20 protein-coding genes are annotated in these 26,688 nt (G+C 43.2%); 2 read left to right on the forward strand and 18 right to left on the reverse strand.

Annotated elements, in window-relative coordinates; all coding sequences use genetic code 11:
* Positions 1-22: 22 nt before the first annotated feature.
* The 10 genes from PBT90_RS10280 to holA form a co-directional block, all read right to left on the reverse strand.
* Positions 23-721: an SIR2 family NAD-dependent protein deacylase gene (locus PBT90_RS10280; protein WP_264810401.1), complete on the reverse strand. Its 699-nt coding sequence runs from the start codon at positions 719-721 to the stop codon at positions 23-25.
* A 137-nt stretch (positions 722-858) separates the two neighbouring features.
* Positions 859-1,518, reverse strand: coding sequence for a tRNA (guanosine(46)-N7)-methyltransferase TrmB (gene trmB / locus PBT90_RS10285; RefSeq protein WP_264810402.1), 660 nt, complete (start codon positions 1,516-1,518; stop codon positions 859-861).
* Positions 1,519-2,850, reverse strand: coding sequence for a bifunctional folylpolyglutamate synthase/dihydrofolate synthase (locus PBT90_RS10290; RefSeq protein ID WP_264810404.1), 1,332 nt, complete (start codon positions 2,848-2,850; stop codon positions 1,519-1,521). It abuts the gene before it with no gap.
* A 2-nt stretch (positions 2,851-2,852) separates the two neighbouring features.
* A complete protein-coding gene (locus PBT90_RS10295; protein WP_264810407.1) occupies positions 2,853-3,809 on the reverse strand; it encodes an energy transducer TonB in 957 nt (318 codons plus the stop codon).
* A 2-nt stretch (positions 3,810-3,811) separates the two neighbouring features.
* Entirely contained in the window at positions 3,812-4,201 is a 390-nt protein-coding gene (locus PBT90_RS10300) for an ExbD/TolR family protein (RefSeq protein WP_264810408.1), read from the reverse strand.
* Positions 4,202-4,203: 2 nt separating this feature from the next.
* A complete protein-coding gene (locus PBT90_RS10305) occupies positions 4,204-4,893 on the reverse strand; it encodes a MotA/TolQ/ExbB proton channel family protein (RefSeq protein ID WP_264810409.1) in 690 nt (229 codons plus the stop codon).
* Position 4,894: 1 nt separating this feature from the next.
* Positions 4,895-5,683: a hypothetical protein gene (locus PBT90_RS10310; RefSeq protein WP_264810411.1), complete on the reverse strand. Its 789-nt coding sequence runs from the start codon at positions 5,681-5,683 to the stop codon at positions 4,895-4,897.
* Between the two features lie 66 nt (positions 5,684-5,749).
* Positions 5,750-7,468, reverse strand: a complete 1,719-nt coding sequence (locus PBT90_RS10315; protein WP_270133091.1) for a TonB-dependent receptor — start codon at positions 7,466-7,468, stop codon at positions 5,750-5,752.
* 4 nt (positions 7,469-7,472) lie between these two features.
* Positions 7,473-10,460, reverse strand: coding sequence for a tetratricopeptide repeat protein (locus PBT90_RS10320; protein WP_270133094.1), 2,988 nt, complete (start codon positions 10,458-10,460; stop codon positions 7,473-7,475).
* Between the two features lie 16 nt (positions 10,461-10,476).
* On the reverse strand, positions 10,477-11,505 hold the full coding sequence (gene holA / locus PBT90_RS10325; protein WP_270133096.1) for a DNA polymerase III subunit delta: 1,029 nt from the start codon (positions 11,503-11,505) through the stop codon (positions 10,477-10,479).
* 237 nt (positions 11,506-11,742) lie between these two features.
* Here holA and PBT90_RS10330 point away from each other — a divergent pair, with 237 nt between their 5' ends.
* The gene (locus tag PBT90_RS10330; RefSeq protein ID WP_264810418.1) at positions 11,743-12,468 is read left to right on the forward strand and encodes a tetratricopeptide repeat protein; all 726 of its coding nucleotides are present in this window, start codon (positions 11,743-11,745) and stop codon (positions 12,466-12,468) included.
* Between the two features lie 9 nt (positions 12,469-12,477).
* Here PBT90_RS10330 and PBT90_RS10335 read toward each other — a convergent pair whose 3' ends face one another.
* Both PBT90_RS10335 and PBT90_RS10340 read right to left on the reverse strand, forming a co-directional pair.
* Positions 12,478-13,320 carry a universal stress protein gene (locus tag PBT90_RS10335; protein WP_264810419.1) on the reverse strand — a complete coding sequence of 281 codons (843 nt, stop codon included), beginning with the start codon at positions 13,318-13,320 and terminating at the stop codon, positions 12,478-12,480.
* An 8-nt stretch (positions 13,321-13,328) separates the two neighbouring features.
* Positions 13,329-14,249 carry a 2-hydroxyacid dehydrogenase gene (locus PBT90_RS10340; RefSeq protein WP_264810420.1) on the reverse strand — a complete coding sequence of 307 codons (921 nt, stop codon included), beginning with the start codon at positions 14,247-14,249 and terminating at the stop codon, positions 13,329-13,331.
* 180 nt (positions 14,250-14,429) lie between these two features.
* Between PBT90_RS10340 and PBT90_RS10345 the strand changes: the two genes are divergently transcribed.
* Entirely contained in the window at positions 14,430-15,275 is an 846-nt protein-coding gene (locus PBT90_RS10345) for a DUF2911 domain-containing protein (RefSeq protein WP_270133099.1), read from the forward strand.
* A gap of 225 nt (positions 15,276-15,500) precedes the next feature.
* On the opposite strand, the gene PBT90_RS10350 is transcribed toward PBT90_RS10345, so the two are convergent.
* The 6 genes from PBT90_RS10350 to gyrA all read right to left on the reverse strand — a co-directional run bounded on the left by PBT90_RS10350 (position 15,501) and on the right by gyrA (position 26,684).
* On the reverse strand, positions 15,501-17,210 hold the full coding sequence (locus PBT90_RS10350; protein ID WP_264810423.1) for a sodium:solute symporter: 1,710 nt from the start codon (positions 17,208-17,210) through the stop codon (positions 15,501-15,503).
* Positions 17,211-17,313: 103 nt separating this feature from the next.
* Positions 17,314-19,770 carry a PIG-L family deacetylase gene (locus tag PBT90_RS10355; protein ID WP_270133102.1) on the reverse strand — a complete coding sequence of 819 codons (2,457 nt, stop codon included), beginning with the start codon at positions 19,768-19,770 and terminating at the stop codon, positions 17,314-17,316.
* Between the two features lie 96 nt (positions 19,771-19,866).
* On the reverse strand, positions 19,867-20,940 hold the full coding sequence (locus PBT90_RS10360) for an acyloxyacyl hydrolase (protein ID WP_264810427.1): 1,074 nt from the start codon (positions 20,938-20,940) through the stop codon (positions 19,867-19,869).
* Positions 20,941-21,072: 132 nt separating this feature from the next.
* Positions 21,073-22,683, reverse strand: a complete 1,611-nt coding sequence (locus PBT90_RS10365; protein ID WP_264810428.1) for an NADP-dependent glyceraldehyde-3-phosphate dehydrogenase — start codon at positions 22,681-22,683, stop codon at positions 21,073-21,075.
* Between the two features lie 203 nt (positions 22,684-22,886).
* Positions 22,887-24,098: a tetratricopeptide repeat protein gene (locus PBT90_RS10370; RefSeq protein ID WP_270133106.1), complete on the reverse strand. Its 1,212-nt coding sequence runs from the start codon at positions 24,096-24,098 to the stop codon at positions 22,887-22,889.
* A gap of 27 nt (positions 24,099-24,125) precedes the next feature.
* On the reverse strand, positions 24,126-26,684 hold the full coding sequence (gene gyrA, locus PBT90_RS10375; protein WP_264810430.1) for a DNA gyrase subunit A: 2,559 nt from the start codon (positions 26,682-26,684) through the stop codon (positions 24,126-24,128).
* Positions 26,685-26,688 lie beyond the last annotated feature (4 nt).

Raw genomic sequence — 26,688 nt, forward strand, 5'->3', positions numbered from 1 at the left:
GGATTTACTCAGGAGTCAAAAATTAAATCAAAGACTTTAGCATTTTTTCCAAGTCTTTCATCCCCTCTGTGGCAGTTTTTTGAATAAATTCCATCTGGCTGCCAAAATTCATATGGGGTTTAGCTGGATCGACCAAATAAATCTTGGTCCTCTTTGGCACAAAGTCCAAAAGTCCTGCAGCGGGATAGACCTGCAAGGAGGTCCCGATCACCACAAAAAAATCTGCTTTCTGAGTCAATTGCATGGCAATTTCCATCTTGGGCACCTGCTCCCCAAACCAGACTATATGTGGCCTAAGCTGACTTCCCTTAGCGCATTGGTCCCCTTCTTTGATCTCCCAGTGATCCAGTGTATAAACCAAACTTGGGTCTAAAGAACTCTGGGCCTTGTTCAGTTCTCCATGAAGGTGGGTAACCTGACTAGAACCGGCTCGCTCATGCAGGTCGTCCACATTTTGGGTGATGATATTCACCTCAAAATGCTCTTCCAAATCTGCCAGAATACGATGAGCGGCATTGGGTAGGCATTCCCTGGCTTGCTTTCTGCGAAGGTTATAAAAATTCTGAACCAGCTGGGGATTTCGCTTCCAGCCTTCAGGAGAAGCTACTTCCATCACATCATGGCCTTCCCACAAACCTCCGGAATCACGGAAAGTTTTGATCCCGCTTTCGGCTGAGATTCCTGCTCCACTCAACACCACCAAATGTTTCTTTCTACGCATGACTATAGTTATTCTAGCAGGACATCTGCAATTACTGACATATTTTCAGGTTATTGCAAATAAAATTCAGACCTTGAAAGTTTAGGCTTTAGCACAATTTGGGATTCTGATCAGTTCAAACCTTGGGCAAAGAACCTTTAAATAAACCTGCACTTCAGGTACTTAATCTTTTCTCCTTTTTCCGAAAACATCTTTTCATACCTAGTCTGTATCCCAAAGTGATCATCCTTCCATTCGCTCTGATAGAAATCATGGGTAAAACCCAGCACTTCTATGTCCGTTCTGCTCTGAAACAACTCCAGTGAGTAATTAAATAAATCTGTATTATCAGTCTTGAAATGCAATATTCCTTCACTTTTCAGGAGGGGCTTGTACATCTCCAAAAAGCGCGGAGAAGTCAACCTGCGCTTTTCATCTCCATCTCTAGGAAAAGGGTCAGGGAATGTAATCCACAACTCTGCTATCTCGTCCTCAGCAAAAAACCTATCCAAGAGCTCAATTTGCGTTCGGAGAAAGGCCACATTATGGATTCCTTCTGCCGTAGCGGTAGAACTTCCCTTCCAGATCCTACTGCCCTTAATATCTACGCCTATGAAATTCTGATCGGAAAATTGACGGGCCAGTCCCACGGTAAACTCTCCTCTACCACAGGCTAACTCAACTACGATAGGATGTTCATTTTGAAACTGCTGTGTATTCCAGTTTCCTTTTATGGTTTCAAATATGGGCTTGCCATCCTGTACCACATTGGGATTCTCTTCATTTTGTTTGAAGCGAACTAATTTCTTTCTACTCATCTATAGCTCTTCGATTTCTGCAACCACAAAAGTACTGCCTCCTACAAAAATCAAGTCATCTTCACTCGCATTTTTTCTTGCAAAGGCTAAAGCCTCATTTACATCTGGTAAAATCTCACCATGCAGGTGTAAATTCATAGCTTTTTCAGCCAACTGATCAGCCGGCAAGGCCCTTGGTAACTTAGCTTCGCAAAAGATGTACCTTGCAGTTTTTGGAAGCATGCTGAGCACTTTTGAAATATCCTTGTCCTGAACCATCCCTATAATAATCCAAAGTTGGGCAAAGGAATAGGTAGCTAATTGATCCAAAATCGCTCGGATACCAGCTTCATTGTGCCCGGTATCACAAATCACCCTGGGCGAATCCGAAAGCGTTTGCCAGCGACCTTTCAAACCCGTCAGTTCAGTCACATTTTGCAAACCTTCCAACACTGCTTTAGTTGGAAGATTCCAGCCTTGTCTTTTCATCTGAGAGACAGACTCAAGTATTCCTGGGAGATTATATTTCTGATAATTTCCATTTAGGCCAAAAATCAATTCAATCGTTTCCTCTCCCTGTGCCCCGGTCTGTGTCTTTCCAGACCGCTCTGACTCTTCTCTAGTAAGGATTTTGTACTTCGCTTTGCCTTCCTCTTCAGAAACTTTTGAAGCAGTCCAGTTTTCATCTGCAAAAGTAATTTGAGCATTCATCGCATGGGCCTTTTCTATGAAAACAGACTTCGTCTCTTCATGCGTTTCGCTGATGACTACAGGTACTTTTCCCTTAATGATTCCAGCTTTTTCACCAGCAATCAAAGGCAAAGTATCCCCTAAAAACTGTACATGGTCAAAGCCAATGTTGGTGATCAAAGAAAGCTCGGGGCTGATCACATTCGTACTGTCGAAATTGCCGCCCATGCCTACTTCTACTATGGCTATATCTACCTTTTGCTGCGCAAAGTACCAAAAGGCCATCCCTACCGTCATTTCAAAAAAACTAGGCTTGAGCTCATCCAAAAAGGCCCTTTGTTCGGCTACAAAATCAACTACTAACTCTTCGCTAATTGGCTGACCATCTATGCGAATACGCTCCGTGAATGACTTTAGGTGGGGAGAAGTGTACAGACCGGTCTTATACCCTGCGCTTTGAAAAATAGCTGCCAAAGCATGCGAGCTGCTACCTTTGCCGTTGGTGCCGGCCACATGAATGGATTTGAATTTTCTTTCTGGATGACCTAGATTTTCACAGAGCGCAAGGGTGCTTTTCAGGTCTTTTCTAAATGCTGCACCCCCCACTCTCTGGAACATGGGAAGGGAATTAAACAAATAATCCAGTGTTTCCTGGTAGTTCATTATTAATCCACCTTAATAATAAAAGTGATTTTACCAGTGGAAAATTCTGCTGCCGCTCCACCTTGTTTTTTGAAAGCAATCTGATTGACTACTTGACGGTAATAGGCCAATACTTCATTGGACACATTATACTCCAACGGTACCGCCTGCACTACTCTTCCTCCATCGTCAATGGTGATTTTAAAAACTATTCGACCATTCCTAGTGGAAACCCGGTCATTGATATTTGGTTTGGCCGCAAAATCCCAGCCTGCTAAATCCAAACTGTATCCAGCACCTGAACTTTCTCCTTTGCCAGAGCCCACCCCCATAATGGCACGTCCATCTACCGTACCCTTAGGATCTCCTTCATCTCCTTTTTCTTTGGAGGATCCTTGTGCGCCTCCCGAAGCTGGAGTTTTCCCTTGACCTGAATTGCCTCCCGCACCAAAGATCGCTCTTTGATCAATTTTAGGCTGCTCAGGAGCTTTTTGTTCGGTTTTTTCGGCTTCTGCCTTTGCCGGTGTGTTAACCGGTTTAGCCGGCTCAGTTTTCACAGGCTCAGGCTTCTTGGCCTGCTCTGTGGCTTTTTCTTCGCCCTTAATAGGCGAAGGCTTGGTAGTCACAGCTTTATTGACAGCGGGCTGGGTTTGAGCTTTTGGCTTTGCTGTCTCTGTCTTGGGGCTTGGGGCTGGCGTAGCGGGTTTGGTGATCTCTGGAGCTATTTCCCCAGGTGCTGCCGCTTCCACTACTGGAGTGGGCGTTTCAGAGGGGGCATTGGGGCTGTTTCTTTCCCCAGAACCTGTTTCTGTAAAGCCCAAGTTTAATTCCAGCCCAAAAGTTGGCAAAGGAGGAACGGGTTGTTTCCAAACCACGATAAAATAGAAAGCAAGTAATAGCAAGAGGTTCAGGACAATGGTTATTATCCAGGACTTCTTTTTGCTATCACGTTCTATTTTATCTGCATTCCAGGTTTGCATGATTAAAATGGTTTTGTCGCGATGGAAACATTTGCTTCCAAACCGGCTGCAATGCCACCTATCTCTACTAGGTATTCAACGGGAACTTCCTTATCAATGTGCAAAACAACCTGACCTTTTTTATCCTTCAGCAGAGAAGTCAATTCTGATTTGATCTGATCCCTAGGTACAATGCGGTCATTCACCGAATACTTGAAATCCTTGGTCACTGTGACAGTCACCTCCTGCATTACAATATCCGAAGTCTCGCTAGACGGCAGGTTAACCGGCAAGCCCGATGGAGTAATGAAAGAGGATGTCAGCATGAAGAATATCAACAACAGAAAGATTATATCTGTCATGGAAGACATGCTAAAAGAAGGATTTACTGTGTTTTTTGCCTGAAGTCCCATGCTTATTTGTCTTGTAGCAAATCAATAAATTCTATGGATGAATACTCCATATTGTGCACCAATTTGGACACCTGAGATACCAGGTAATTGTAACCTAGGTAAGCTACAATACCCACCACCAAGCCTGCAGCTGTGGTAATCATGGCTTCGTAGATTCCTTCAGAAAGTAACTTTGGCGAGACCATACCCTCTTCCTGCGCTATGGCAATGAAAGCTTGAATCATCCCCGCTACTGTTCCCAGGAACCCTATCATAGGAGCTGCACCTGAAACAGTCGCAAGCAAATTCAAGTTCTTTTCCAGTTTGTAAATTTCGATTTTCCCCACATTCTCTATGGAAACCTCTATGTTTTTCAGCGGAGAACCTATACGCTCCACTCCTTTGGCAATCATATTGGCCACCGGAGTATTGGCGCCTGCACATAGGATTTTAGCTTTTTCGGTTTGGCCGCTTTGTACCAAAACCTTCACCTGATCCATTAATGGCGCTGAATTGGTAGATGCTTTTTTCAGGGTGATTAGCCTTTCGAAGAAAATGAAAATAGCCAGAATGAATAAAAGGTATAGCGGAACCATCATGTATCCGCCTTTGATCAGAAGATCCAGCAAACCTATACTTTCCTCTGAGGCACCCATCGCCAGGCTGTCTGCTGCAGATAGTGAATCTGTAGAGAGCGTTTGAAGTAAAATCATATTAGTATTTCAAAATCCATAAATCCTCTGTGTACTGATCTTTGACACGGGCTAGCTCTTCCTTCATGGCTGTAAAACCAATAGAGCCTGCTATTGCCAAACGATAATGCGGTACATCTTCGTATGGCATGATCAAATAAAGGGTCTCTGCTCTATCCATATATTGTGCAGCTTCCTTGATTGCCAGTTCTTCGTTTGGCAGGGAGCCTACTATTATATAGAAATATGGTCTAGAGGCCTTTTCAGTGATCCGAACCAAAGATTCAGACACGTTATGATCAATAGTTGTACCAGTTTGAGGCGTTTCAGCCACTACATTTGGAGAACTTGTAGAATTTGATATAGAATCCTGATTACTAACACCTTGGCTTTCTTCACTTGAAATAGAATTTACCGAAGTGGATTCGTTTTCCGGCTCCACGGCTGGCTCCACGGCTGAAGCAGTTAAGACTTCCGTAGACTCGATGGTTTCGGAGGGCTTATTCATTTGCCAGACTATCACCAAAACAGTTGCTATTGCTACAGCAGCTGCGATCCAAATCCAGGAATTGGAGGATTTTTTTTCTTCTACTTTAAATTCTGGGGACTTCGGTTGTTCTGAGGCAGCAGCTTTCGCAGCCATAGCATCTACAGTGTTTTTCCTGACCTGCTTAACATCTATAGGTACAGAACTGGATGCTTCTTGAGCTTTAGATGCTGCTTTGGTTTTTAAGGGTGCAATTTCTACCACAGGAAGCCCAAAATCCTTTGGATCAGGCCATTGCTTGAGTTCTTTTTCTTTGCCAGTCATGCTATTCACGGGAATCTCACGAAACTAAAGGAATTGAAGCTAAACCCCAACCCAAATTTCAACATCTTAGAATTTAAATGCCGCTCCCCCGATCAATTGAATACCCCGGACAGGATAGTTCAGCCATCTGGCATTGCGTGCATTGAAGATATTATTGCCTTCGGCAAAAACTGAGAACCGGTCTGTAATCCCATAATCAGCCTTAAGCTGCAAATCCGCTAGAGTTTTCATCTTCACCACTTGAAAAGGTCCCGTATCTCCTACAGTATCACTCAAATCATATCCTCTGGCTTTTATCCCTCCCATCAAGTTCAAATTGGCCTGGACCAGCAAGCGTGGAATTGGAGTAAACTGATTGTTCACTCGCACCTCCCAAATGGGTCTATTCCAGGCCTCTGCCTGAGTACTTAAATCATACTGATACAAATCCAGTCTACTAGTCATTGTATATATGTCCGAGAATTGAAAACCCACCTTTGCATTTATATTAAAAACCGTGGACTTTTCATCATAAACCAGACTAAAATGCGCCGAATCACTGGTCAGTGGATTATTGGTATAGTTATTTACAAAGAAATAAAGCTGGTTATACCTACTCACATCCACACCCGCTCTATAGCTTACACTTTCTTGAAACTGACCTTCTATCCCACCCGCGATTTTATAGTTGTTAATAGTGTTCAACAGCTGATCGCTAGGTCCTAAATATGGGTTTTCCTGTACAAAACTATAATAAGTATTGCGCTGCACGTCTCCTGAGAACTCCCCGTAGAAACCAAACTCCTCAGCAAACTGATAAGAAGCCTTCAAATTTGGAAAGATGTGGAAATCGCTTGATTTATCCTGAATTGAATCATTTTCTGAAACTAGATTCAGCCCCGCAGTAAAGTTGAATGCTTCATATTGATAGGAAACAGAAGGGCGAACCGCAAAGTAAGTTCTGTTGAGTGAATAGGTCACATCCTCCGGATCTGTGGTAAAATAAGCAAGCGCTACATTTCCCTTCCAATCTTCCACTGGTCTGAAAGTTCCGCTGGCTTCTACGCCCAGTTGATTTTCCCTAGCCATGTAGCTATCCTTGAAATTCCTAAAGCTCAATTGTCCTTCATAAGAAAAAGGACCTACTTTCTCCAATTCCCGGATACCTGCTTTCGCCTCTATAGTTGTCTGTACATTGGACCCAAAACCCACAAACTGATCATTTTCATCCAAAAGTGAATTGGGATCTTCTCCATAAAACTGGTAACTATCCTGCTTCCAAGCCAAGCCGCCAAATACTTCGAAGAATTCGGCGAAATAACTTAAATCCCCACCAAAATCGGTATGGGATTCCTTAGACTCCTCTCCCAACACAGGCCCTTTACCAAAACTCTGGTGGTTGAACTGCAGTGCATAGTTAAAGTCTGCCACTTCCGTCCCCATATACCGGGCTTCTATCAGCGGAGATTCGAAATTGCCATATCCAGCCCTGACATAGCCCGGATATAGATCTAATCGATCTGGGGTATAAACCTTTTGCGAAGGTTCTGCCTCCAGCTCCATAGGCTTGAGATTTAGCGGATATTGAGATACCAAATACCTAAAATCCTGTAAACCCGTAGGCTGAGGAAGGGTAGGAAGTTTTTGATACAATCTAGGCTGGACGGGTACCGTCAATACCCGGTCTTTACGGATGACAAATTCCTGATCAGTGATTTCCCCTCTTTGCTGGGTTTGTGCAAGTACTGCGCCTGAACTCAAACCAATGATGCCTGTAAAAAGAATAGTTTTCGCTAGCTTTTTCATGGTATTACTTAAGGGTTTGGAGTTTAGATTCAGCCATTTGTTTGATTTCAGCATTGGTAGAATTCTCCACGATGGATTCCAGGGTAGCTTTAGCCTGAAACTCCTCTCCTGCTTTCACATAATTATCTGCGAGCAATAGGAATATTCTCCCATACCAATAGTCATAATTGATAAAGGCTCCGGATTGGTCAAAAATCAATTCATTAGAAGCAGTGACATCTCCTCTTTCTTGGGTGATATCCGCCAAAACATAAAGCCCTTCGGCACCTTGCACAGTTTTATAATCGGCCACCAAAGCAGTCAATGTCAGTTCTGCCTGAGCTACCTGATTCAGTTCTTTTTGGGATTTGGCTTTGATCAAAAGCGCCATTGGAGAGGATTCGGGTATCACCCCATCCAGTCCAGACATGCGTTCCGCATAAGAAATAGCTTGCTGGTAATTCCTGGTTTCGAAATTAGCCAGCATCAGTCCTTTGACAGCTTCTGCTTCTTCGGGTTTACTGCGTGCATTTTCTACCGATGTTTCCAAATAAGGAATCGCCTGTGCATAATTCTCTCTTGCCAGTTCTATAGCACCTATTTTCTGCATGGCCCGAATTCTCTGTGGAGATGCAGGTTCTCTCTCCAGCGCTTTAAATTGAGCCAGCGCCTGTTCTTCATCCCCCAACTGCAAGTAACTATCTCCTAGAAAATACAAGGCATCTGCTCGCTGGGCGGATTGAGGATAACTCTTCAGGTAATTTTCAAAACCACGGGTCGCCTGAGCAAAATTCTTATCAAAATACATCCCTTTGGCAGCCTCAAACTCCAAAGATTGAACACTTCCACTACTCGGATTAGACCCTTTATACCTGGCCAGGTAATCGCTAAACTCAGCTGACCTTCCTTGCAGAGAAAGCGTCTCCTGAAGTCCCTTCAGGGCAGTTTCTGCATTTTGAGCATTGGGATATTGGTCTAGAATGGTTTTATAATCAGAGATGGTCTGCTCGTAATTTTGCAGGGAAAAATTGGCTACAGCCCGGCCTTCCAGAGCGTAAGGGACAAATGGACTGTTGGGCTTGCTATTGATCAGATCTGAATAACTGATGGAAGCAGCCTGATAACTGGTCTCTTCCATATAGATCTGGCCTCTTTGGTAAAGCGCATCTTCTATATAAAGGCTATTCGGATACCTGGATATCAAAGCGTCCAATTGTCCTAAAGCCTCCTGATTTCTAGTTTGGAAATTCTGAACCACCGCCAATCGGTAAAATGCATAATCCACCCCAGCGTTGCCTTCATTAATGGCCCGCTGGAATATGGATGCTGCCTGCGCAAATTGCTTTTGCACGTAATAGCAATCCCCCAATCTTAACAACGCATCGTCATATTGCTGCTTATTGGCTATGATCTGTCTGTTTTCGGTGAAGCGTCTGAACTGCTCTTCGGCATTGGCGTATTGCTGGGTATTAAAGTAGGCATAACCTAATCCATAATAGGTACTGTTCACAGTGCCATTGTTTCCGGATGGTCTTTGCCTCAAAACCGTCTGATAAGCTGCTATAGCCTCAGGAAGCTTATTTGCAGCAGAATTAACCTCGCCTTTATAAAAATGAGCATCCAAAACCAGGTTATTATCTACAGGGAATTTCAATGATTTATCCAAATATGCAATTGCCGGATTCCATTTTTGATCCCGGTAATAAACCATGGCTTGATAAAATGAAACCTTCTGGTATGCTTCCTGAATTCTAGGAGATTTAGTGGTAATTCTGTCCATTTGTTCAATGGCCCTTAGGTAATCACTGGTGTTGACCAGCGCTTCAGAAAGTAAAGACTCCGCGTCTGCTTTATATTTTCCGTTTGGATAGTTTTCTATGTACTCATCCAAAGCCGATATCGCAGACTGGAAACTTCCCTTTTGCAAATTCACTTTAGCATAGTTGAAAATCGCTTCTTCTTTAATTTCCTGATTGAAATCAGATTTGGAGGCCGACTGAAAGCTGGTAGAGGCAAATTGATAATTTTCCAGATTCAGGTATGCATGCCCCAGGTAATAGCTGGAAGCCTGCCCTATCTCGTCAGTGGCGGAGGCAGAAACTTTCAGGTAATCCGTAGCTCTCTGGTAGTTTTTGATTTCAAATTGGGAGATCCCTGCTTTATAAATCTCCTCTCTACCTAGTTCACCTTTTCTGGAGTTGATGAAAGCGTCATAATTTTCAGCAGCTTTCGCAAAGTTCTTTTTGGCATAGTAAGCTTCTGCCAAATACAGATAAATCAGCTCTTTTTTCTCTAGGTTTTGTCCATTGGTAAGTTTGGGCTCCGCATAGCTGATCAGCTGATCGTAACTTCCCTGTCTGTAATATAAGGCAGCCAAAAGGTAAGGGACCTTGTTTGCATAATAAGGCGATTGGGAGGCAGTTTGCAGATCGGCAATGGCTTTGGCCGTGTTGCCGTTTTCCATAGCTATAAACCCGCTGTAGTAATAAGAGTCAAAACTTGCGGGCTGATTCAGTGCTTTGCCCTGATCGAAATAAGGAGCAGCACTGGCGTAATCATTCATCTGAAAATAGGAATACCCCTGCTTAAAGAAAACGTCTGCCCGGCTGGGCTCAGCTAGCTGATCGGTCTTGACCAAAGCGTACGCTTCTATAGCCTCACTGAAGTTTCTTTTATAGAAAAAATGGTCCCCTAGGTAAAGTCCTGCAGTAGTGACTGAAGGGTCGTTTCCATGATCATAAATGTAGCTTTTCATCAGTCCCGGACCATCTGGACTTTCTATTTGCAAAGCAGCCATCGCACGGTTAAGTTCGGCTGATTTACTTTGCGTATTGCTCAGTCTTTGATCCAGCAGTCTGGTATTATCATAGATGCTGGCCGTGAAAAGCTGCTTATCAAAAAGTCCCAGATTGTGATCTAGTGTTTGTTGCGGACTAGTCTGATAGAGGCTGGACTGGGAAAAGGCTTCAAAACTTAGCCCAAGGCTCGCCAGGAGCACCAGGTGATATTTCATAAGTTGGCTTAGGTAATCAGTGCATAATCTTGTAAACAAGCTCGCGGAGGTTTTCTGCTTCGCTTAAACTTCCGGAGTCAACTCCTTTAAAACGAAGATCAGCCTCTTTGATGTATCCAAACACCTCAATTACCTTGCCCAATTTGTAGTTTCTAGATGCCGCCACATATTCTTTTACCACAAAAGGAGGAAGCTTCAGAATACTTGCCAACTGCCCTTCCGAACTATTATTTCGTTGTGCCTGATGGATCAAGGCTATTTTGGTGAAATAATTATACATCAAGGAAAACATGGGAATCACCGGATGGGCTTTGGGATTCTGGATGAAATAATTTATGATTTTATTCGCCTTCATCACGTCTTTGAAACCTATGGCTTTCATGAATTCGAAATTATTGTAATCCTTGTGAATCCCCACATATTTCGAAATATGCACACTGGTGATTTTTGTAGGTTCCTGAAAATTGATCAGCATTTTACCGATCTCATTGGTCAGTACTTCCAGGTTATTTCCTATAGAATCAGCTAGAAGCTGGGCTGACTGCCTATCAATAGTATGCCCGGTATCCTTAATATAGCCTTCTACCCACTCAATCAGTTTAAAATCTTTGACCTTATCAGATCTTACATAGACGGCTTTTTTATCCAGCACCTTTCCCAGAGCCATCCTGCCGTCCAGCTTTTTGTATTTATGCGCAAAAACCAAAATGGTACTAGGCAGTGGATTTTCCAGATAGCTAATCAGAAGCTGCTGAGATTCATCTTTGCTGAGGTCTGCCAGGCTTTGGGCCTCCTTCACGATCACCACCTGCCGCTCCGCCATCATGGGGAATTTGCGGGCATTGTTCAGGATCAGACCCACATTGGCATCTTTTCCATATAGCACCACTTGATTGAATCCCCGCTCATGCTCAGGGATGGCATTCTTCTCTATATAATCCGTAATCTGGTCAATGAAGAAAGGTTCCTCTCCATCTAAGAAGTAAATGGGCGCAAACTTTTTCGCTTTCAGATCCTTAAGTACAGTTTGTGGCGTTTGGGGCATAAATTCGCAGAATTCTCAAGTCTTAAAGATAATAGCACTTTCCTTTTGCCCCCAAAAACCGCCGAAAGATTATTTGTTAAACTATTCAGGCCTTACCTTTGTATTCTTACTAGTCAGGCTAGGAATTCCTCCGGGATTTCAATAAAAATAGGCTTGAGTGTAATTTCAACCTGCCATGCGTTTACCTAAACTAAAATCAACTTAGAAAAACAGCATAGCAAACAATCAAACAAGGATATGAGCTTCGAAAAAGGTATAGACTTATATAAAACAGGTAAATTTCAAGAGGCGTTGGCCATTTTTGATGAGTTGATCAAAAACAACCCAGGTCAGGCTCCTTTGCACCTAAACCGTGGAAGGATACTTTCCCGAATGGGGAAAACAGAAATGGCACTGGCGGAATTTGACCTGATCCTCGCCTTGGAGCCCTATAACACGGATTACATATCTGACAGGGCAGTAGTGCTTCACCTGCTTAAAAGAAATGAAGAGGCGCTGGCAGAACTGGATAGAGCTGCCAACCTTGACCCAAAAAATCCTTACAGATACAGCAGCCGGGCATTTCTGAAGGATAGAATTGGTGACCTGAAAGGGGCTATTGAGGACTACGAAAAAGCCATAGCTCTAGATCCTGAAGATGCGGTCTCACATAACAATAAGGGATTGGTAGAAGAAAAACTCGGATACAAGCAAGCCTCAAAGAAAAGCTTTGAAAAAGCTGATGATCTGGTAGGGTACAAACCCAGCAGCCAGCCCGCTGAATCAGCCGATGGAAAAGCTCCCAAGACTCCTGAGGTAAATGAAAACGCCAACCTGGAAGTTGAGACAGAACAAAAGGAGATGACTTTAAATCACTTTTTTTCCACCTTAAAGTCTGTTTTCACAGACGCCAAGACGCGAAAGGAATTTGCTTTATACCTGAAAAGCTTGGTTGCTGGAAAAAACTCAGGCAAAGCAGGTTAATTAAAAACTTTAGAAAGACTTGATTACCCAAAGTGGCTTATTGATGAAATAAGCCATTTTTTTAGATAAGTTTTTCGAGAAAATCTGATCAAAGAATGATTTTTTCTCGCTGAGTGTCACTAAAATATCTCCCTTTGCCGTCTGCAGGTAATTCTCTAAACCTAACGCTAAGTCGTCCCGAAAAGATTTTAGTACAAAATTCACTTTTTCGTACTTTATAAACGGCTTAATCTCGTCCACCATGGTCATATGCAGGGATTTATCCAGAGCCTTGTGCGTGGAACTGGCATGTATGACGTCAATTTCAGAATCGAAAAAGCGTGCGACTTCCACCACTTTCTGAATGGCCAGTTTATCCTCTTCCATGTAATCTGAAGCATACACCAGCTTTCTGGGCGACTTGAAATAAACTTTTCTGGGCACCACCAGGACATCTTGAGCAGACTTTTCTACGATATTGCTGGCTCTGGACCCTATGATGTTTTCTCTGAAATCATTGACGCCCTCTGTCCCTACTATGATCAAATCTGCACTGATTTCAGCGGCATAATTAAGCGTCTCCTTGACCACATTTCCCTGTTTGATGGATATCAGGCAGCTTTTTAAGCCTTTATCCAGAGCTTCCTTGGAAACTGCTTTTTTCAGATTACTCAGTTTTTCTGTGACAAACTCCAACTGATTTTTACCAGTAGTATCATTAGGGGAAAGTTTTTCATAATCCTCCCGGTTTAGCACATGAAAAAGGATCAACTCAGCATTGTATTTTTCTCCCAATCGAGTCGCAAATTCAATAGCATTCAAAGAGCACTCTGAAAAGTCTGTGGGGCATAATATGGTAAAAGTATCCTGCATGGCATAGCTCAATAACCTCTGGAACGATTAACGACATTCTTCAGCTCTCTGTTGGATTCCAGGCGATTTATATTTTCAATCACCTGAGGTGCTGCTGCCTGAGGATTGGTGACACTGGCTATATGAGGAGTCATAGCAATCTTCCAGTTTTCCCAGAAAGGATGGCGCTCAGGCAGAGGTTCCTCTCGATACACATCCAGAGCGGCACCGGATATTTGGCCGTTTTCTATAGCTTCTAACAGGTCATCATCTACCAGATGCTTTCCTCTGGCCACATTGATAAGGTAAGTATTCGGATTGCACTGGGCAAAAAGATCCTTGTTTAGAATATTCTCCGTTTCTGGAGTGAGCGGGAGCAAACAAACCAATACATTTACTTTCTTCAGAAAGTCTCCAAGTTGGTCTTTGGAATAATAAGGGAAGGGAAAATCTTTTTTCTCAGAAAAACCAAAACCGGCCACTGGAAAACCCATAAAGTCCAATTTCTCCAACACATCTTTTCCTAGCGCCCCCACTCCCATCACACCTATGGTCACATCCAGTTCTGGGGCACTCATATCCCAAACCTTCCTGGTCTGGTTGATCTGATATCTAGGAGTTTGCCTATGGAAGTTCAGAACAGCCATCACCACATAATTAGTCATGGACCAGGTCAGCTTTTCATCTACTATTCTCACAATAGGAATAGACTCGGGGATGGTCTTATCACGCAAAATATGATCTACGCCTGCCCCCATGCTACTGATCATTTTCAGGTTGGGAAAGTCTGAAAGTATTCCTTCCGGGTGCTGCCATAGAAATGCGTACTCCACCTGCTCTGGCTCGGTGATTTCCGGATAAACTTCGATTGATAAATCTGGAGCCAAAGATTTGAATTCTTCAATCCAAACGTCTGGATTTTTACCAGGGGAAATGATAGCTAAACTCATGGTTGTTGGTTAGTTGTAGTTAAAAATTGAATAAAAATCAGAAACCTGTTAATTTCAGTAGAATTAAGCACGCCTGCTATTATTTTTGATTTGAAATGCAGCAAATTGCGACATGGAAATTAAGTAGCGCCCGCGCTGAATCATGTTTTTATTCTTTACCAAATTAGATATTCAAACGCAATGAAACAACTAATAACACTTTGTATGCTTCTTTTGCTCAGCTTTAGTTTCAGTACGGCTCAGCAAATCCAAATGCCACAGGCTTCACCATCGGCTAGAATCACCCAAAAGGTAGGACTGACAGATGTGACCGTGGATTATAGTAGACCTAGCACTAAGGACAGAAAGATTTTTGGAGAGCTGGTTCCTTTTGGAAATATCTGGAGAACCGGAGCCAATGGAGCTACCACGCTGACCTTCACTACAGATGTGAGCATTGACGGCAATACTGTACCGGCAGGTAAGTACGCCCTCTATTCCATACCTGAGAAAACTTCCTGGACCTTGATTTTGACTACAAATACAGAACTCTGGGGGGCAATCGGCTATGATCCCTCAGATGATGTACTGAGATTTACTGCGGAACCGCAAAAACTGAAAAACAATCAGGAAACTTTCGAAATCAGGTTTGAAAACATCAGTGATTCAGGCTCTGATATCTCGCTCGAATGGGAAAAAACCCGGGTAGCCTTCCGTATAGAAACGGAAGTGGATCCCATAGTTATGGCGCAAATACAGGAATATGTGATCGAAAATCCTGATCCAGAAGCAGGACAGCTCTATGCGGCTGCAAACTATTACTACAGCAATGACAAAGACCTAAACAAAGCATACAACTGGATCAGTCAATCCGTAGACGAGGATCCTCAGTACTGGACAGTACACCTCAAAGCGAAAATAGAAGCAGCTTTAGGCATGAAAACAGAAGCTGTAGAGACAGCTGAAGACGGAATGGAACTGGCTGAAGAGGCTGGAAATCCTGACTACGTACGCCTCAATGAGCGACTGATCCAGTCCCTACGCTAATATCAGTTCTTCTCTAAAAAAACGGCCAAGAAAATCGAATAGATCTTGGCCGTTTTTAATTTGTCCTGTGATTCTTCGTTTTTTCACCAGAAATGAGCTTTTAGCAAAATAGGATTTGCTCAACATAAGTTGTCTTCCGTCTCCATCAGTCTTCCGTCTTCCGGCTCCGGCCTTCCTCTGAAACAAAGGAAATTCAGCTACGGGCAAGCCCCCCGCATATTCCTATTACTTTTTACTTGGAATAAACAGCTGCAGTATGGCAGAAAAGAACATCACAGCTATGCAACCAAGAGGATTGTACCATAGGAAACCTATGTTCCATAGATTACCATCCGAAACATTCCCATTATTGAAATGGACAAATAAAATCAAAGCCTGAGAAAGAAGAGCTGCTATAAATACCGCATTTCCCTTTACCCACTTCATAAAAAACGCCACCAAAAAAACGCCCAAAATAGTCCCGTAAAACAAAGAACCTAAGAGATTTACCGCTTGGATCAAATTTTCAAACAAGGAAGCATAAGTCGCAAATAAGATAGCTCCTATCCCCCAAAATGCAGTAAACAACTTAGAAGAATAGAGGTAGTGCCTGTCTTTGGCATTTCTCTTCACGGAGCGCTTGTACAGATCCACTGTAGTTGTGGATCCCAGTGCATTCAACTCAGATGCTGTAGATGACATGGCTGCTGAAAAGATCACCGCGAAAAGCAACCCTATTATACCCTTAGGTAAATTATCCATCACAAATCGCATAAATACATAGTCGGTATCTCTAGTCTCTGCCACGGGGTCGTTTGTGACAATCAATTCCTTCACCTCTTCTCGTATTGCTCCCTGCTCTTTTTTTAGGCTTTTCAAATCCGCCTGAAGTTCCCTTGTCTTGGGTTCATTGTCCGCATTAATCGCATCAAGCATCTCCAGATAGGAAGCTTTACTTTCCTCAAAATTCAGTGCATACTTCTCTTCCAAAACCTCAAACTGCCCAGCATATTCACTAGCTCTCAGCTTATCTGTCTGTACCTTATTGAAAACCACCGGAGGCATAAAAAACTGATAAAAAACAAATACCATCACCCCGATAAACAAGATGATGAACTGCATGGGGATTTTTAAAAACCCGTTCATAATCAACCCCATACGGCTCTGGGATAGAGTCTGACCAGACAGGTATCGCTGAACCTGACTTTGGTCTGTACCAAAGTAGGATAGAAAGAGAAAAACGGCAGCGGTCATTCCAGACCATACGTTGTATCGGTCAGAAATATCAAATTCGAAATTGACCAGATTGAGTTTTTCCATTTTTCCGGCTACATGCATGGCCTCCTGAAAAGAAATCGGAAGCATCTGAATCACAATAATTCCGGCCAAGATCATTCCCCCCATCATCACAGCCATTTGCTGCTTTTGGGTAATTGATACTGCCTCTGTTCCCCCAGAAACGGTATAAAGGATCACAATAGAACCTATCAGTACATTGGTAAAAGTGAGATTCCACCCCAATAGGGTAGATAAGATAATAGCTGGAGCATAAATGGTAATACCTGCTGCCAGGCCTCTTTGGATGATAAATAAGAGAGCCGCTAGAGTACGGGTTTTGAGATCAAACCTGTTTTCCAAAAACTCATAGGCTGTGTAAACCTTCAGCTTATAATAAATAGGGATAAAGGTCACCGAAATGATAATCATCGCTAGTGGAAGCCCCAGGTAAAACTGGAGAAAACGCATCCCGTCTTCATAAGCTTGCCCAGGAGTACTCAGAAAGGTAATTGCTGAAGCTTGAGTAGCCATGATGGACAGGCCAATGGTCCACCAGTTCATGGAGTTTTTTCCTCTCAAATAGGAATCCAGGCTGTTTTTTCCGTAAGTTTTATAAACCCCATAGGACGTAATCAGCCCAAGGGTACCGAATAGTACGACCCAGTCTAATCCACTCATGCGTATGCATCTTTAAGCCAATACATCAATAAGATGACCAGGACGAGTGAGGCCAATAAACCTGCATAAAGGTTTTTCCAACGTATAGGTTTCTCTTCCACAATTATTGCTCGATCAGATTAATGAATAATTTAATAGCTCCAGGGACTCCAGCTGGCAACTCTCTGAAAAAGGAAATGCCCGTATAGGTAAAGGTTCCTTCACCATACTCAGCAAAAATCAGGGAGCCATGTGTAGGATCTTCACCCGGATCCTGAAAGCTCAAAGGGCTGGAGTATTCCGGTGCTTGATTGGTGACAAAATATAAGCCTCGCTCCTGAATCCATCCTTCAAAGTCCTCCTTTTCAATTTGATTTGGCCCAGCCAAAACCGGATGATCAAAATCAGCTGAAAAAGGTGAACCTTCCACAGTCACCCTATCTCTACTGATATCAAAGCGGTACGGCCCCAGTTCATTGCTAAGTAGCGGTCTGCTGACGTTGTACTGTACCACCAGATTACCACCCTGCTTGACGTATTCCATTAGTACTTCGTGGTTGTCTGCCAAGGCTTTATTGGTATTATATGCGCGGATACCTACTACGATAGTAGGGTATTGACGTAGGTTTTCCAGACTAAAATCACTTTCTCCCAATTGTATCACTGGGTAGCCCAAAGACTGCAGCACTGATGGCACATCATCTCCAGCCCCCATGATATAACCGATCTGGTCACCAGAAATCTTCCAGTCTTCCTGGATCAGGTTAATAGAAGCTGGTGAAAAATAGGTCAAATTAGGAATGTGCTGATAAGAGATTCTATGAACGATCTGATCATATTTCTCGCCATCGTCTGTGATGTAATTTGCAGTAATTTCCTTCTTCTGATTTTGTTCTAACTGAAAGGAGACGCTAAAAATCTTCCTTCCGGGAAGCTGCGTTTCGCCCAAAATTTCATATTCGGTTTCCATTAAATTTTCAAAAGTCAATCGCCCTGCTTCTACTTTGTCCCGAAAGTTTACAGAGATAGTCACCAAAGGGCTTTTCCCAGGCAAAATAAAGACGTTCTCATCAGAAACCTCCAGATCTATTTTTGGCACAATGGTAAAAGGCTGCTGCACTTCTCCGTCCACCTGGTCATTGAATTTGTACATCAATGGAATAGCGCGCGTGAAGGATTGCCCTTTCAGGGTAAAGCTCAACTTGCCCCCTACTTTCATCTCCTGAAAGGGTTTACCTATCATTTTCTGATCCCGCACATCGTATATCGCATTCTTCACAGGCTGCTCTAGCCAATAAGGCTGAGATAAGGGAGCATCCTCAGTCAACTGAAAAACTACTGGAATACTAATAGGTTTATTATGTAGGGTTGACTTTATTTCTGCCGCATATTTTGACTTTAGCATATCCAGGGAAATATCCGAAATCAGCACATCGGAAGGATTGTTAAACACCAAATTGGCTTTGACTTCACTACCAGGATATCCCAACTCAGTATTTGTAGTCAATTCCATATCCAATCCCAGCACAGCAAAAATCAAAGCCTCCAAATGCTCCGTTTTTTCCAGCACCCACCTAGGCTTGGAGTCCAGATTTAAAAGCGCTTGCCTGATTTTCAGCAGTTGATCCAAATTTGAAACTGGATTTTGAAAATCAAAGTCTTTGATCGCAAGGTCTAGCAAAGACTTAATGTCCTCACCCCCTGAAATCTGCCCCCATCTATCAGAAATCCCCTCAAAGGCTGACTCCTCAAAAGAATCCCCCTCCAAAAACTCCAAGTGATCTTTAGCCTCACCAATAGAAGCTGTAGCCCCAAATCCCTGGGATTTATGCATAGTCCGGCTATCTGCTGCTATTTGACTGTAAGTTTTACCTAACAAGGGATTAAACTCTCCCACTTCAAAAACCGCATACTTCACCCCTACTTCCGGCTCAAAATCGCCACCGAAATTGTAGGTATTCCAAAAAAGCCGCTTTGGCTGCCAAGGCTCCACATACTGAAGTTGCTCAGGAAATGCCGTCGGGTCTGATGCCAATTCGAATGCTTCTCCAGCAAGTATAGCCGAAGTAGTATGATGCCCATGATTTCCTCCTGGAATAGTATTAAACCGAGTGATCATGATATCCGGTCGAAACTTTCTTACTGTCCAGACCACATCTGCCAATACTTTTTGCTTATCCCAGTTTTGCAGAGTTTCGTCTGGGTTTTTGGAATACCCAAAGTCCATTGCTCTGGTGAAAAACTGTCTTCCTCCATCAGTTTCTCTGGCCTTCAAAAGCTCCTGGGTTCTGATTTGTCCCAGTTCTATTCCAAGTTGTTTTCCCAAAAGATTCTGACCTCCATCCCCTCGGGTAAGACTCAAATAGCCTACTTCTGCATGCTCGCCATTAACTAGCGTAGCTATGAGTCTGGTATTTTCATCATCGGGATGAGCCGCCACGTAAAGCACCCTTTTGGTTTCTTTAAGCCTTAACAGCTGGTGATAGATTTGAGATGAAGTTAGGTTTTGGGCAAAACTTGAAAAGCCAAGATTCAAGAAAACAAGAGCTATCAGATAGCCCAGTACTTTTGGTTGGGTCATAAATGGGCAAAATTTTCCTCTACAAGCTAAATTAAGCGTATTGGAAAAAAAAATGTTTTGTGATTAATGGAATAAATAAGCTGGACGGCCCTATTCTTATCGCTTTCCTCCCGGGATGGTATACCCAAAGGTAAATTCAAAAAAGTCCGCTTTTGCTTTATGGGCTTTGATTTGCAAACCGGCAAAGAGGTTATTTTTTGCCCTATACCTGACTCCTATCCGCTCATAATACTGGGCCGCCTCTTGATTATAATGAGCCTTGCTCAGATACACTCCAAAAGCTATAGGCATATAAAATCGCTCCGTTAACTGCCATTCCCAGGAACCCACTACTGCAAAAGAATTGATATCCGTAAACTTCACATCCTCAGTAGGATACCGCTCGGATGCACCTGCACCATAAAACCAGTCGATCCCGATTCCCGCCTTGTATTTATAAGAAAAATCCCAAAGGTAATTGACCCCCAAACCTCCGCGGAAGTAGGCCTTTTCTCCTATTTCATAACTTTTGGCACCAGCATAAGCAGCTATATTCCAATACCCCTTATAATCTTTCTGTGGAAACTCCGGCTTAGCCACGGGGCTAAACGGTTCCTGGCCCATTTTCAATCGAACTCCAAGCGCTATGGGGACAAAGTTTATCCCTGAGTTCGGTTTTTTTATAGAACCGTTTGAATAGTGCTTAAGTCCGGCAGATGCGAAGATCCCTACCGTTTCAGCTAGCTGATAAAAACCTTTGAACCCCACACCCACATGAATATTCATACCCGTACCTACAAACCCATTCAGTGCATTTGATTCTGCATCATAAGGGTTCATGCCAAAACCCAATCCCACTTGAGCATAATAACTGAAATTTAGTTTCTTCAGATAACTCTCCTTTCCAAACGGAAACTCTCCAAAGCCGTAAATCGCCATAGGCCGACCAATTTCAGAATAGTATTTTAAATTTGAAGTGAACCCAATGCCATAGCTAGGATAGCGGTTGACGTAATTGTAAACAGTACTCTTGGGGCTTCTCCAGCCCATGCGCAAATCTACGGCAGCATAACTGATCCGATCGATCAATTCATCCGCCCAGTCTTTGTTATTGCCGATTATAGGCCCCTGATCATATGAAATCTCAAAGAATTTTTGAGCTTTATCCTGTGCTTCGGACTGTTGTACCAAAAATCCAAAAAATAAAATCAGAATTGGTAATAAACTTCTAAAGTGCATTTGCTCCGTGACATTCGACTGTGGGCAAAGATAAAAAGAATGGTAAAAAAAAAGCCGACTTTGAAACAAAGCCGGCTGTTAGATTTAGAAAATAAATTTGGTGCTTAGGAAGTTCGACTCCTCGTCGCTGATGATATCATTCAGCAAAGCCTTATTTTGATCTGTAAGCTTTGCTGCTACTAAGGAGCGGATACTGAATGAACGAAGCGCATCGGATACAGACAATGTCCCCTCTGCACTGTCTTTCCTTCCGGTAAAAGGGAAAACATCTGGTCCTCTTTGGCACTGCGAATTGATATTCACACGGCTTACCTGATTGACCAGGGGATCAATCAAATCAGCCAGTTCCTCAGAGTCACTGCTGAACAGACTGACCTGCTGCCCGTGCGGGGATTCGATCAGATATTCTATAGGTTCTTCTATACTCTCAAAGGGCAAAATCGGAATTACCGGCCCAAACTGCTCCTCCCGATAGAGTTTCATCTTTTCATTCACAGGAAATACCACCGCTGGATAAACGAAAGACTCGTTCACTTCGCCTCCGTTTTCATTAAGCACTTGCGCTCCATTTTCAATGGCATTTTGGATGCATTCAGTCAAGTAAGCAGGCTTTTGTGGCTCTGGCAGAGGGGTGATATTCACACCACTTTCCCAAGGCATTCCCAGTTTGAGTGTTTTCAAAGCAGCCACAAACTTCTCATTGAAAGTATGGACTACATCCTGATGCACAAAAATAATCTTAATGGCCGTGCATCGCTGTCCATTAAAAGACAGAGAACCGGTCAAGCATTCCTTTACGGCCTGATCCAAATCCGCATTGGCGGTCACAATCGCTGCGTTTTTGGCGTCCAGACCTAGGATGGCACGCAGCCGGTTTACTTTGGGGTGCAGTTTTTTCAGTTGATCTGCCACTTTACTAGAACCGATCAAAGTCAGCACATTGATTCTTCCCGACTTCATCAGAGGCGGAATAATATTGGCACCTCTTCCGTACACGGTATTCACCACACCTTTTGGGAAGCATTCAGCGAAGGCTTCCAGCAAAGGAAAGTGCAAAAGTGACCCATGCTTTGGTGGCTTAAACAGCACCGTGTTCCCCATAATCAACGCTGGGATCAAGGTGGTAAAAGTCTCGTTCAAAGGATAATTAAATGGTCCCATGCAGAGCACTACCCCCAGTGGGGAACGTCGAATCTGAGCAGCAATACCGTCTACGATATCAAATCCTGCGGACTGCCTATCCAGGTCTTTCAGCGCATCCACCGTGGCATAGATATACTCTACCGTCCTATCGTATTCCTTCAGGGAATCTGCATAGGTTTTGCCGATTTCCCACATGATCAGTTTCGCCACTTCTTCACGCTTTTCCAGCATTTTCTGCGTAAACTTCTCTATGCATTTGATGCGGGCACTCACACTCATGGTAGGCCATTCACCACGCCCATTTTTGTAGGCAGCTTCTGCGGCATCTAGCGCTTGCATGGCTTCTACTTCCGTACAGACCGGATACGAGCCCACGAAAACTCTGGATAGCCCAGATGGCTTTTCTACACAGACTGGTGAAAACACGTCATGAGCCTTTCCGGTCCAGGACTTCATCTCTCCATTGCACAGGTAGGACTTTTGCAGGACAGGTTCTCGCAATTTGAATTCCTCCGGAATTCCTCCCTCCTTAGGGAAATTTAAATTTGACATAAAACAGGGTTTTGGTAATTAATAGGTTTGAGAAATATTCAATTGAATACAGAGCCAAATTGCCAATAATTCAACTTTTATCCAATTATCTCCAAATTTTCAAAATCCCAAAGAATTAACTGTCCTGTACTTTCTAAAACATAAAAAAAACCTCTGGAATTACTCCCAGAGGTCTCTTTTTCAGTGAATTGAGAGGAACCCAATTACATACTTTCTTGCCAGTTCGCCCCTTGCAGCTCTACTAACTTGCTGTTATATTTTTCAGCTTCCTCAGTATTTTTCAGTCGAGTATGAACTTGGTAAAGAATTGCCATCAATTCAGTATTGTCAGGTCGGATTTCCAATGCTTTTTCGAAGTAAGGCACTGCATCCTCGTAGTTTTTATTTGCTGCAGCTCCCATTTCTTCAGATCTCTTTTCCCACTCTTCATCAGAAAGAGAGTTGAGTTCAGCTAGAATTTCTCTGGATTTCTCCAATAGAAGTGCTCCAGTATAATAGTTTCCATCATAGAATTCAGGATCTGCTTCTACAGACTTTTTATAGTCTTCCAGCGCTCCATCCACATCACCGGACTGCTCTTTCAAGTATCCTGATCTAAGCAAAATACCGGCATTGTTTGGATCATTTTTCAATGCTTCCTGAATAGATGCCATCGCATCATCCATCTTATTCAATTGAAGAAGCAACTGGATTTCATACTCAGCTAGGATCTTATCTTCAGGGTAATCTTCGCGACCTCTCATGACGATGTCATAAGCTCCCTCAGGATTTTGATCTTCACCGCTAAGGATTTGAACCATGAAATAGTAAGCGTTTAACTTATTATACTCTTCTACATCCAATAGGTAGTTGAAATGCTTTTTAGCTTCTTCATATTTACCTAAATCATTTGCCAGGAAACCGGCATTATAGTGAACAGTAGTATCTGTAATGTCGATTTCACCTGCAAGGTCAAAGAAGGAATACGCCATCTCCAAATCTTCAGCATTGTATCGATCTATACCTTTGTCAAAAGCGGTGTTTTTCAGGGTATAAATAGAATAAGGTCTAAGATTTTCCGGAACACCAGGCATATCCTCTGCATAAATCTCTTCACCTACTCCATCTTCTTTATTGCTTCCGCCCATTTCGAAAGCTTTGTTAAATGTATTTAAGGCAGCATGACCAACCTCTACCGTCGAAGCAGTATTGGAGGAATCTGTACCAAAAAGCTTGGTTTCGATTTGGGCCTTTAATAGGTATGTCTCAGGGTCAGATCCTGTTTCCGGATCATTTGTGGCTGCTTCAATTTCTGTGAGTGCCTCGGTCAACTCACCGTTTTTGAAATTTTTCGATGCCGAACGAACCACTTTTTTTTGTCCAAAAGCCAGAGTCGTTACACCGATTAAGGCCATTGATAGAATTAGCTTCTTCATTTTAGCGTATTTTTCTTGTTTGGTTGGTTATTCAATTGTTTCATTTGATTCATCTGCAGAATCTCCCTCATCCTTGGTAGGATTATCATCACTAGCTTCAGGAGTTTCTCCTTCCACCAACTCAGCTTCCTCCACTTCGACTTTGGAAATTTTTTCTACAGAAGAAATCTCGTCATTTTCTCCGATTTTGATGAGTCGAACCCCTTGTGTGGCTCTCCCCATTATTCGCAAGCCATCTACAGAGATTCTTATGGTGATTCCTGATCTGTTAATAATCATCAGATCATCAGATTCTACCACTTCCTTGATAGCTACCAGTGTTCCGGTTTTCTCCGTCACACTCATTGCTTTCACTCCTTTTCCGCCTCGATTGGTGATTCTGTACTCTTCTAGGTAGGAGCGTTTGCCGTAGCCTTTCTCTGAAACTACAAGCAATGTTGCATTTTCTTCGGATGCACATACCATGCCAATCACAAAATCGTTATCATCATTTAACTTCATGGCTTTGACACCTGTGGCGGTACGTCCCATAGGTCTCACTGCTGACTCATGGAAGTGAATAGCTCTTCCTGATTTGGCAGCAATAACGATGTGCTGATCTCCATTGGTCATTTCCACGTTCACCAGTTGATCGTCTTCACGAATATTCAAAGCGATGATACCGTTGGTACGCGGACGAGAGTATTGCTCCAATGTGGTCTTCTTAATGACTCCTTTTCTGGTCACCATCACTAAGAAGTGGTTATTCAAATAATCCTGGTCATTCAAGTCAGCCACCTGAATGATGGACCTGATTCTATCATCTTGCTCAATGCTGATCAGGTTCTGTATAGGGCGACCTTTGGATGTTTTGTTTCCTTCTGGAATCGCATAGGTTTTTAGCCAGAATAATTTCCCTTTATCCGTAAAAATCAACAGGTAATTATGGGTAGACGCTGTGAAAAGGTATTCGGTGAAGTCATCCTGCTTGGTGCTTACCCCTCTAGATCCTACGCCTCCTCTTCCTTGCGTTCTATATTCTGTCAAAGCAGTACGCTTCACGTATCCATGATGAGAAACCGTAATGATCACTTCCTCATTTGGAATCATATCCTCGTAGCTGAAATCTTCTGCATTGTGCTCGATCTCAGTTCTTCTATCATCTGCGTAGCGGGTTTTGATCTCCAATAGCTCCGTTTTGATGATTTCCATTCGTTTATCTTCATCGGCAAGGATCTCTTTGAGTTCTTCGATCAATGCCATGATCTCTTTGTACTCATTGATGATCTTATCGCGCTCCATTCCTGTCAATCGCTGCAAACGCATATCCAGGATGGCTCTGGCTTGGATCTCACTCAGCTCAAATTTTTCCATCAGGCCATTTCTGGCTGTTTCTGGATCTGCGGAGTTTCTGATCAAGGCTATCACCTCATCCAGATGATCCAATGCAATGAGGTATCCTTGGAGAATATGAGCTCTTTTTTCAGCCTCTCTCAATTCATACTCTGTTCTGCGAATGACCACCTCATGGCGGTGATTCACATAGTGAGTAATCATATCCTTCAGATTCAATGTCTGTGGTCTTCCTTTCACCAGGGCCACGTTGTTCACTGAAAATGAAGTCTGTAACTGAGTATGCTTGTAAAGGTTATTTAATACAACACTGGAAATGGCATCGCGCTTAAGTTCATACACGATCCGCATGCCTGAGCGATCTGATTCATCTCGGATAGCAGAAATCCCATCAATTTTCTTTTCATTGATCAAAGCAGCAGTTTTTTCCACCATGCTTGCCTTATTGACCAAATATGGGATTTCGGTAATGACAATCATTTCCTTATTGCCATTGTCTTTGGTTTCTATGTTGGCTTTGCCACGCATCACCACACGGCCGCGACCGGTTTCAAATGCAGATTTTACACCATTGTAGCCATAGATAATTCCTCCCGTAGGGAAATCCGGAGCCACAATGTGTTCCATCAGTTCAGAAATCGTAATCTCACGGTTATCTATAAAGGCGATGATTCCATCCACCACTTCACCTAGGTTGTGCGGTGCCATATTGGTCGCCATACCTACTGCGATACCGGATGCACCATTCAACAAAAGAGCGGGGACTTTGGCCGGCAATACTACTGGCTCCTTCAGTGAATCGTCAAAGTTGAATTGAAAATCAACCGTCTCTTTGTTGATATCCACCAATAGCTCTTCAGCGATTCGCTTCAGCCTAGCTTCGGTGTAACGCATCGCAGCTGGATTATCACCATCCACAGATCCAAAGTTTCCCTGACCATCTACCAAAGGGTAGCGTAGTGACCAGGGCTGCGCCATACGAACCATAGTCTCGTATACCGCCGAATCACCATGCGGGTGATACTTACCAAGTACCTCCCCCACTATTCTAGCAGATTTCTTATAAGGTTTGTTGTGTAAAACTCCCAGTTCTTGCATTCCAAAAAGGATTCTGCGGTGTACCGGTTTCAGTCCATCTCGGACATCTGGAAGCGCTCTTGAAACAATAACCGACATCGAATAATCGATGTAGGCTCCACGCATTTCCTCTTCAATATTAATGGGTATGATGTTCTCGTTTTCTCCTTGAGCCATATAA

It is taken from the genome of Algoriphagus sp. TR-M9, assembly GCF_027594545.1.
In the GTDB taxonomy this organism is placed as follows: Bacteria; Bacteroidota; Bacteroidia; order Cytophagales; family Cyclobacteriaceae; genus Algoriphagus; species Algoriphagus halophytocola.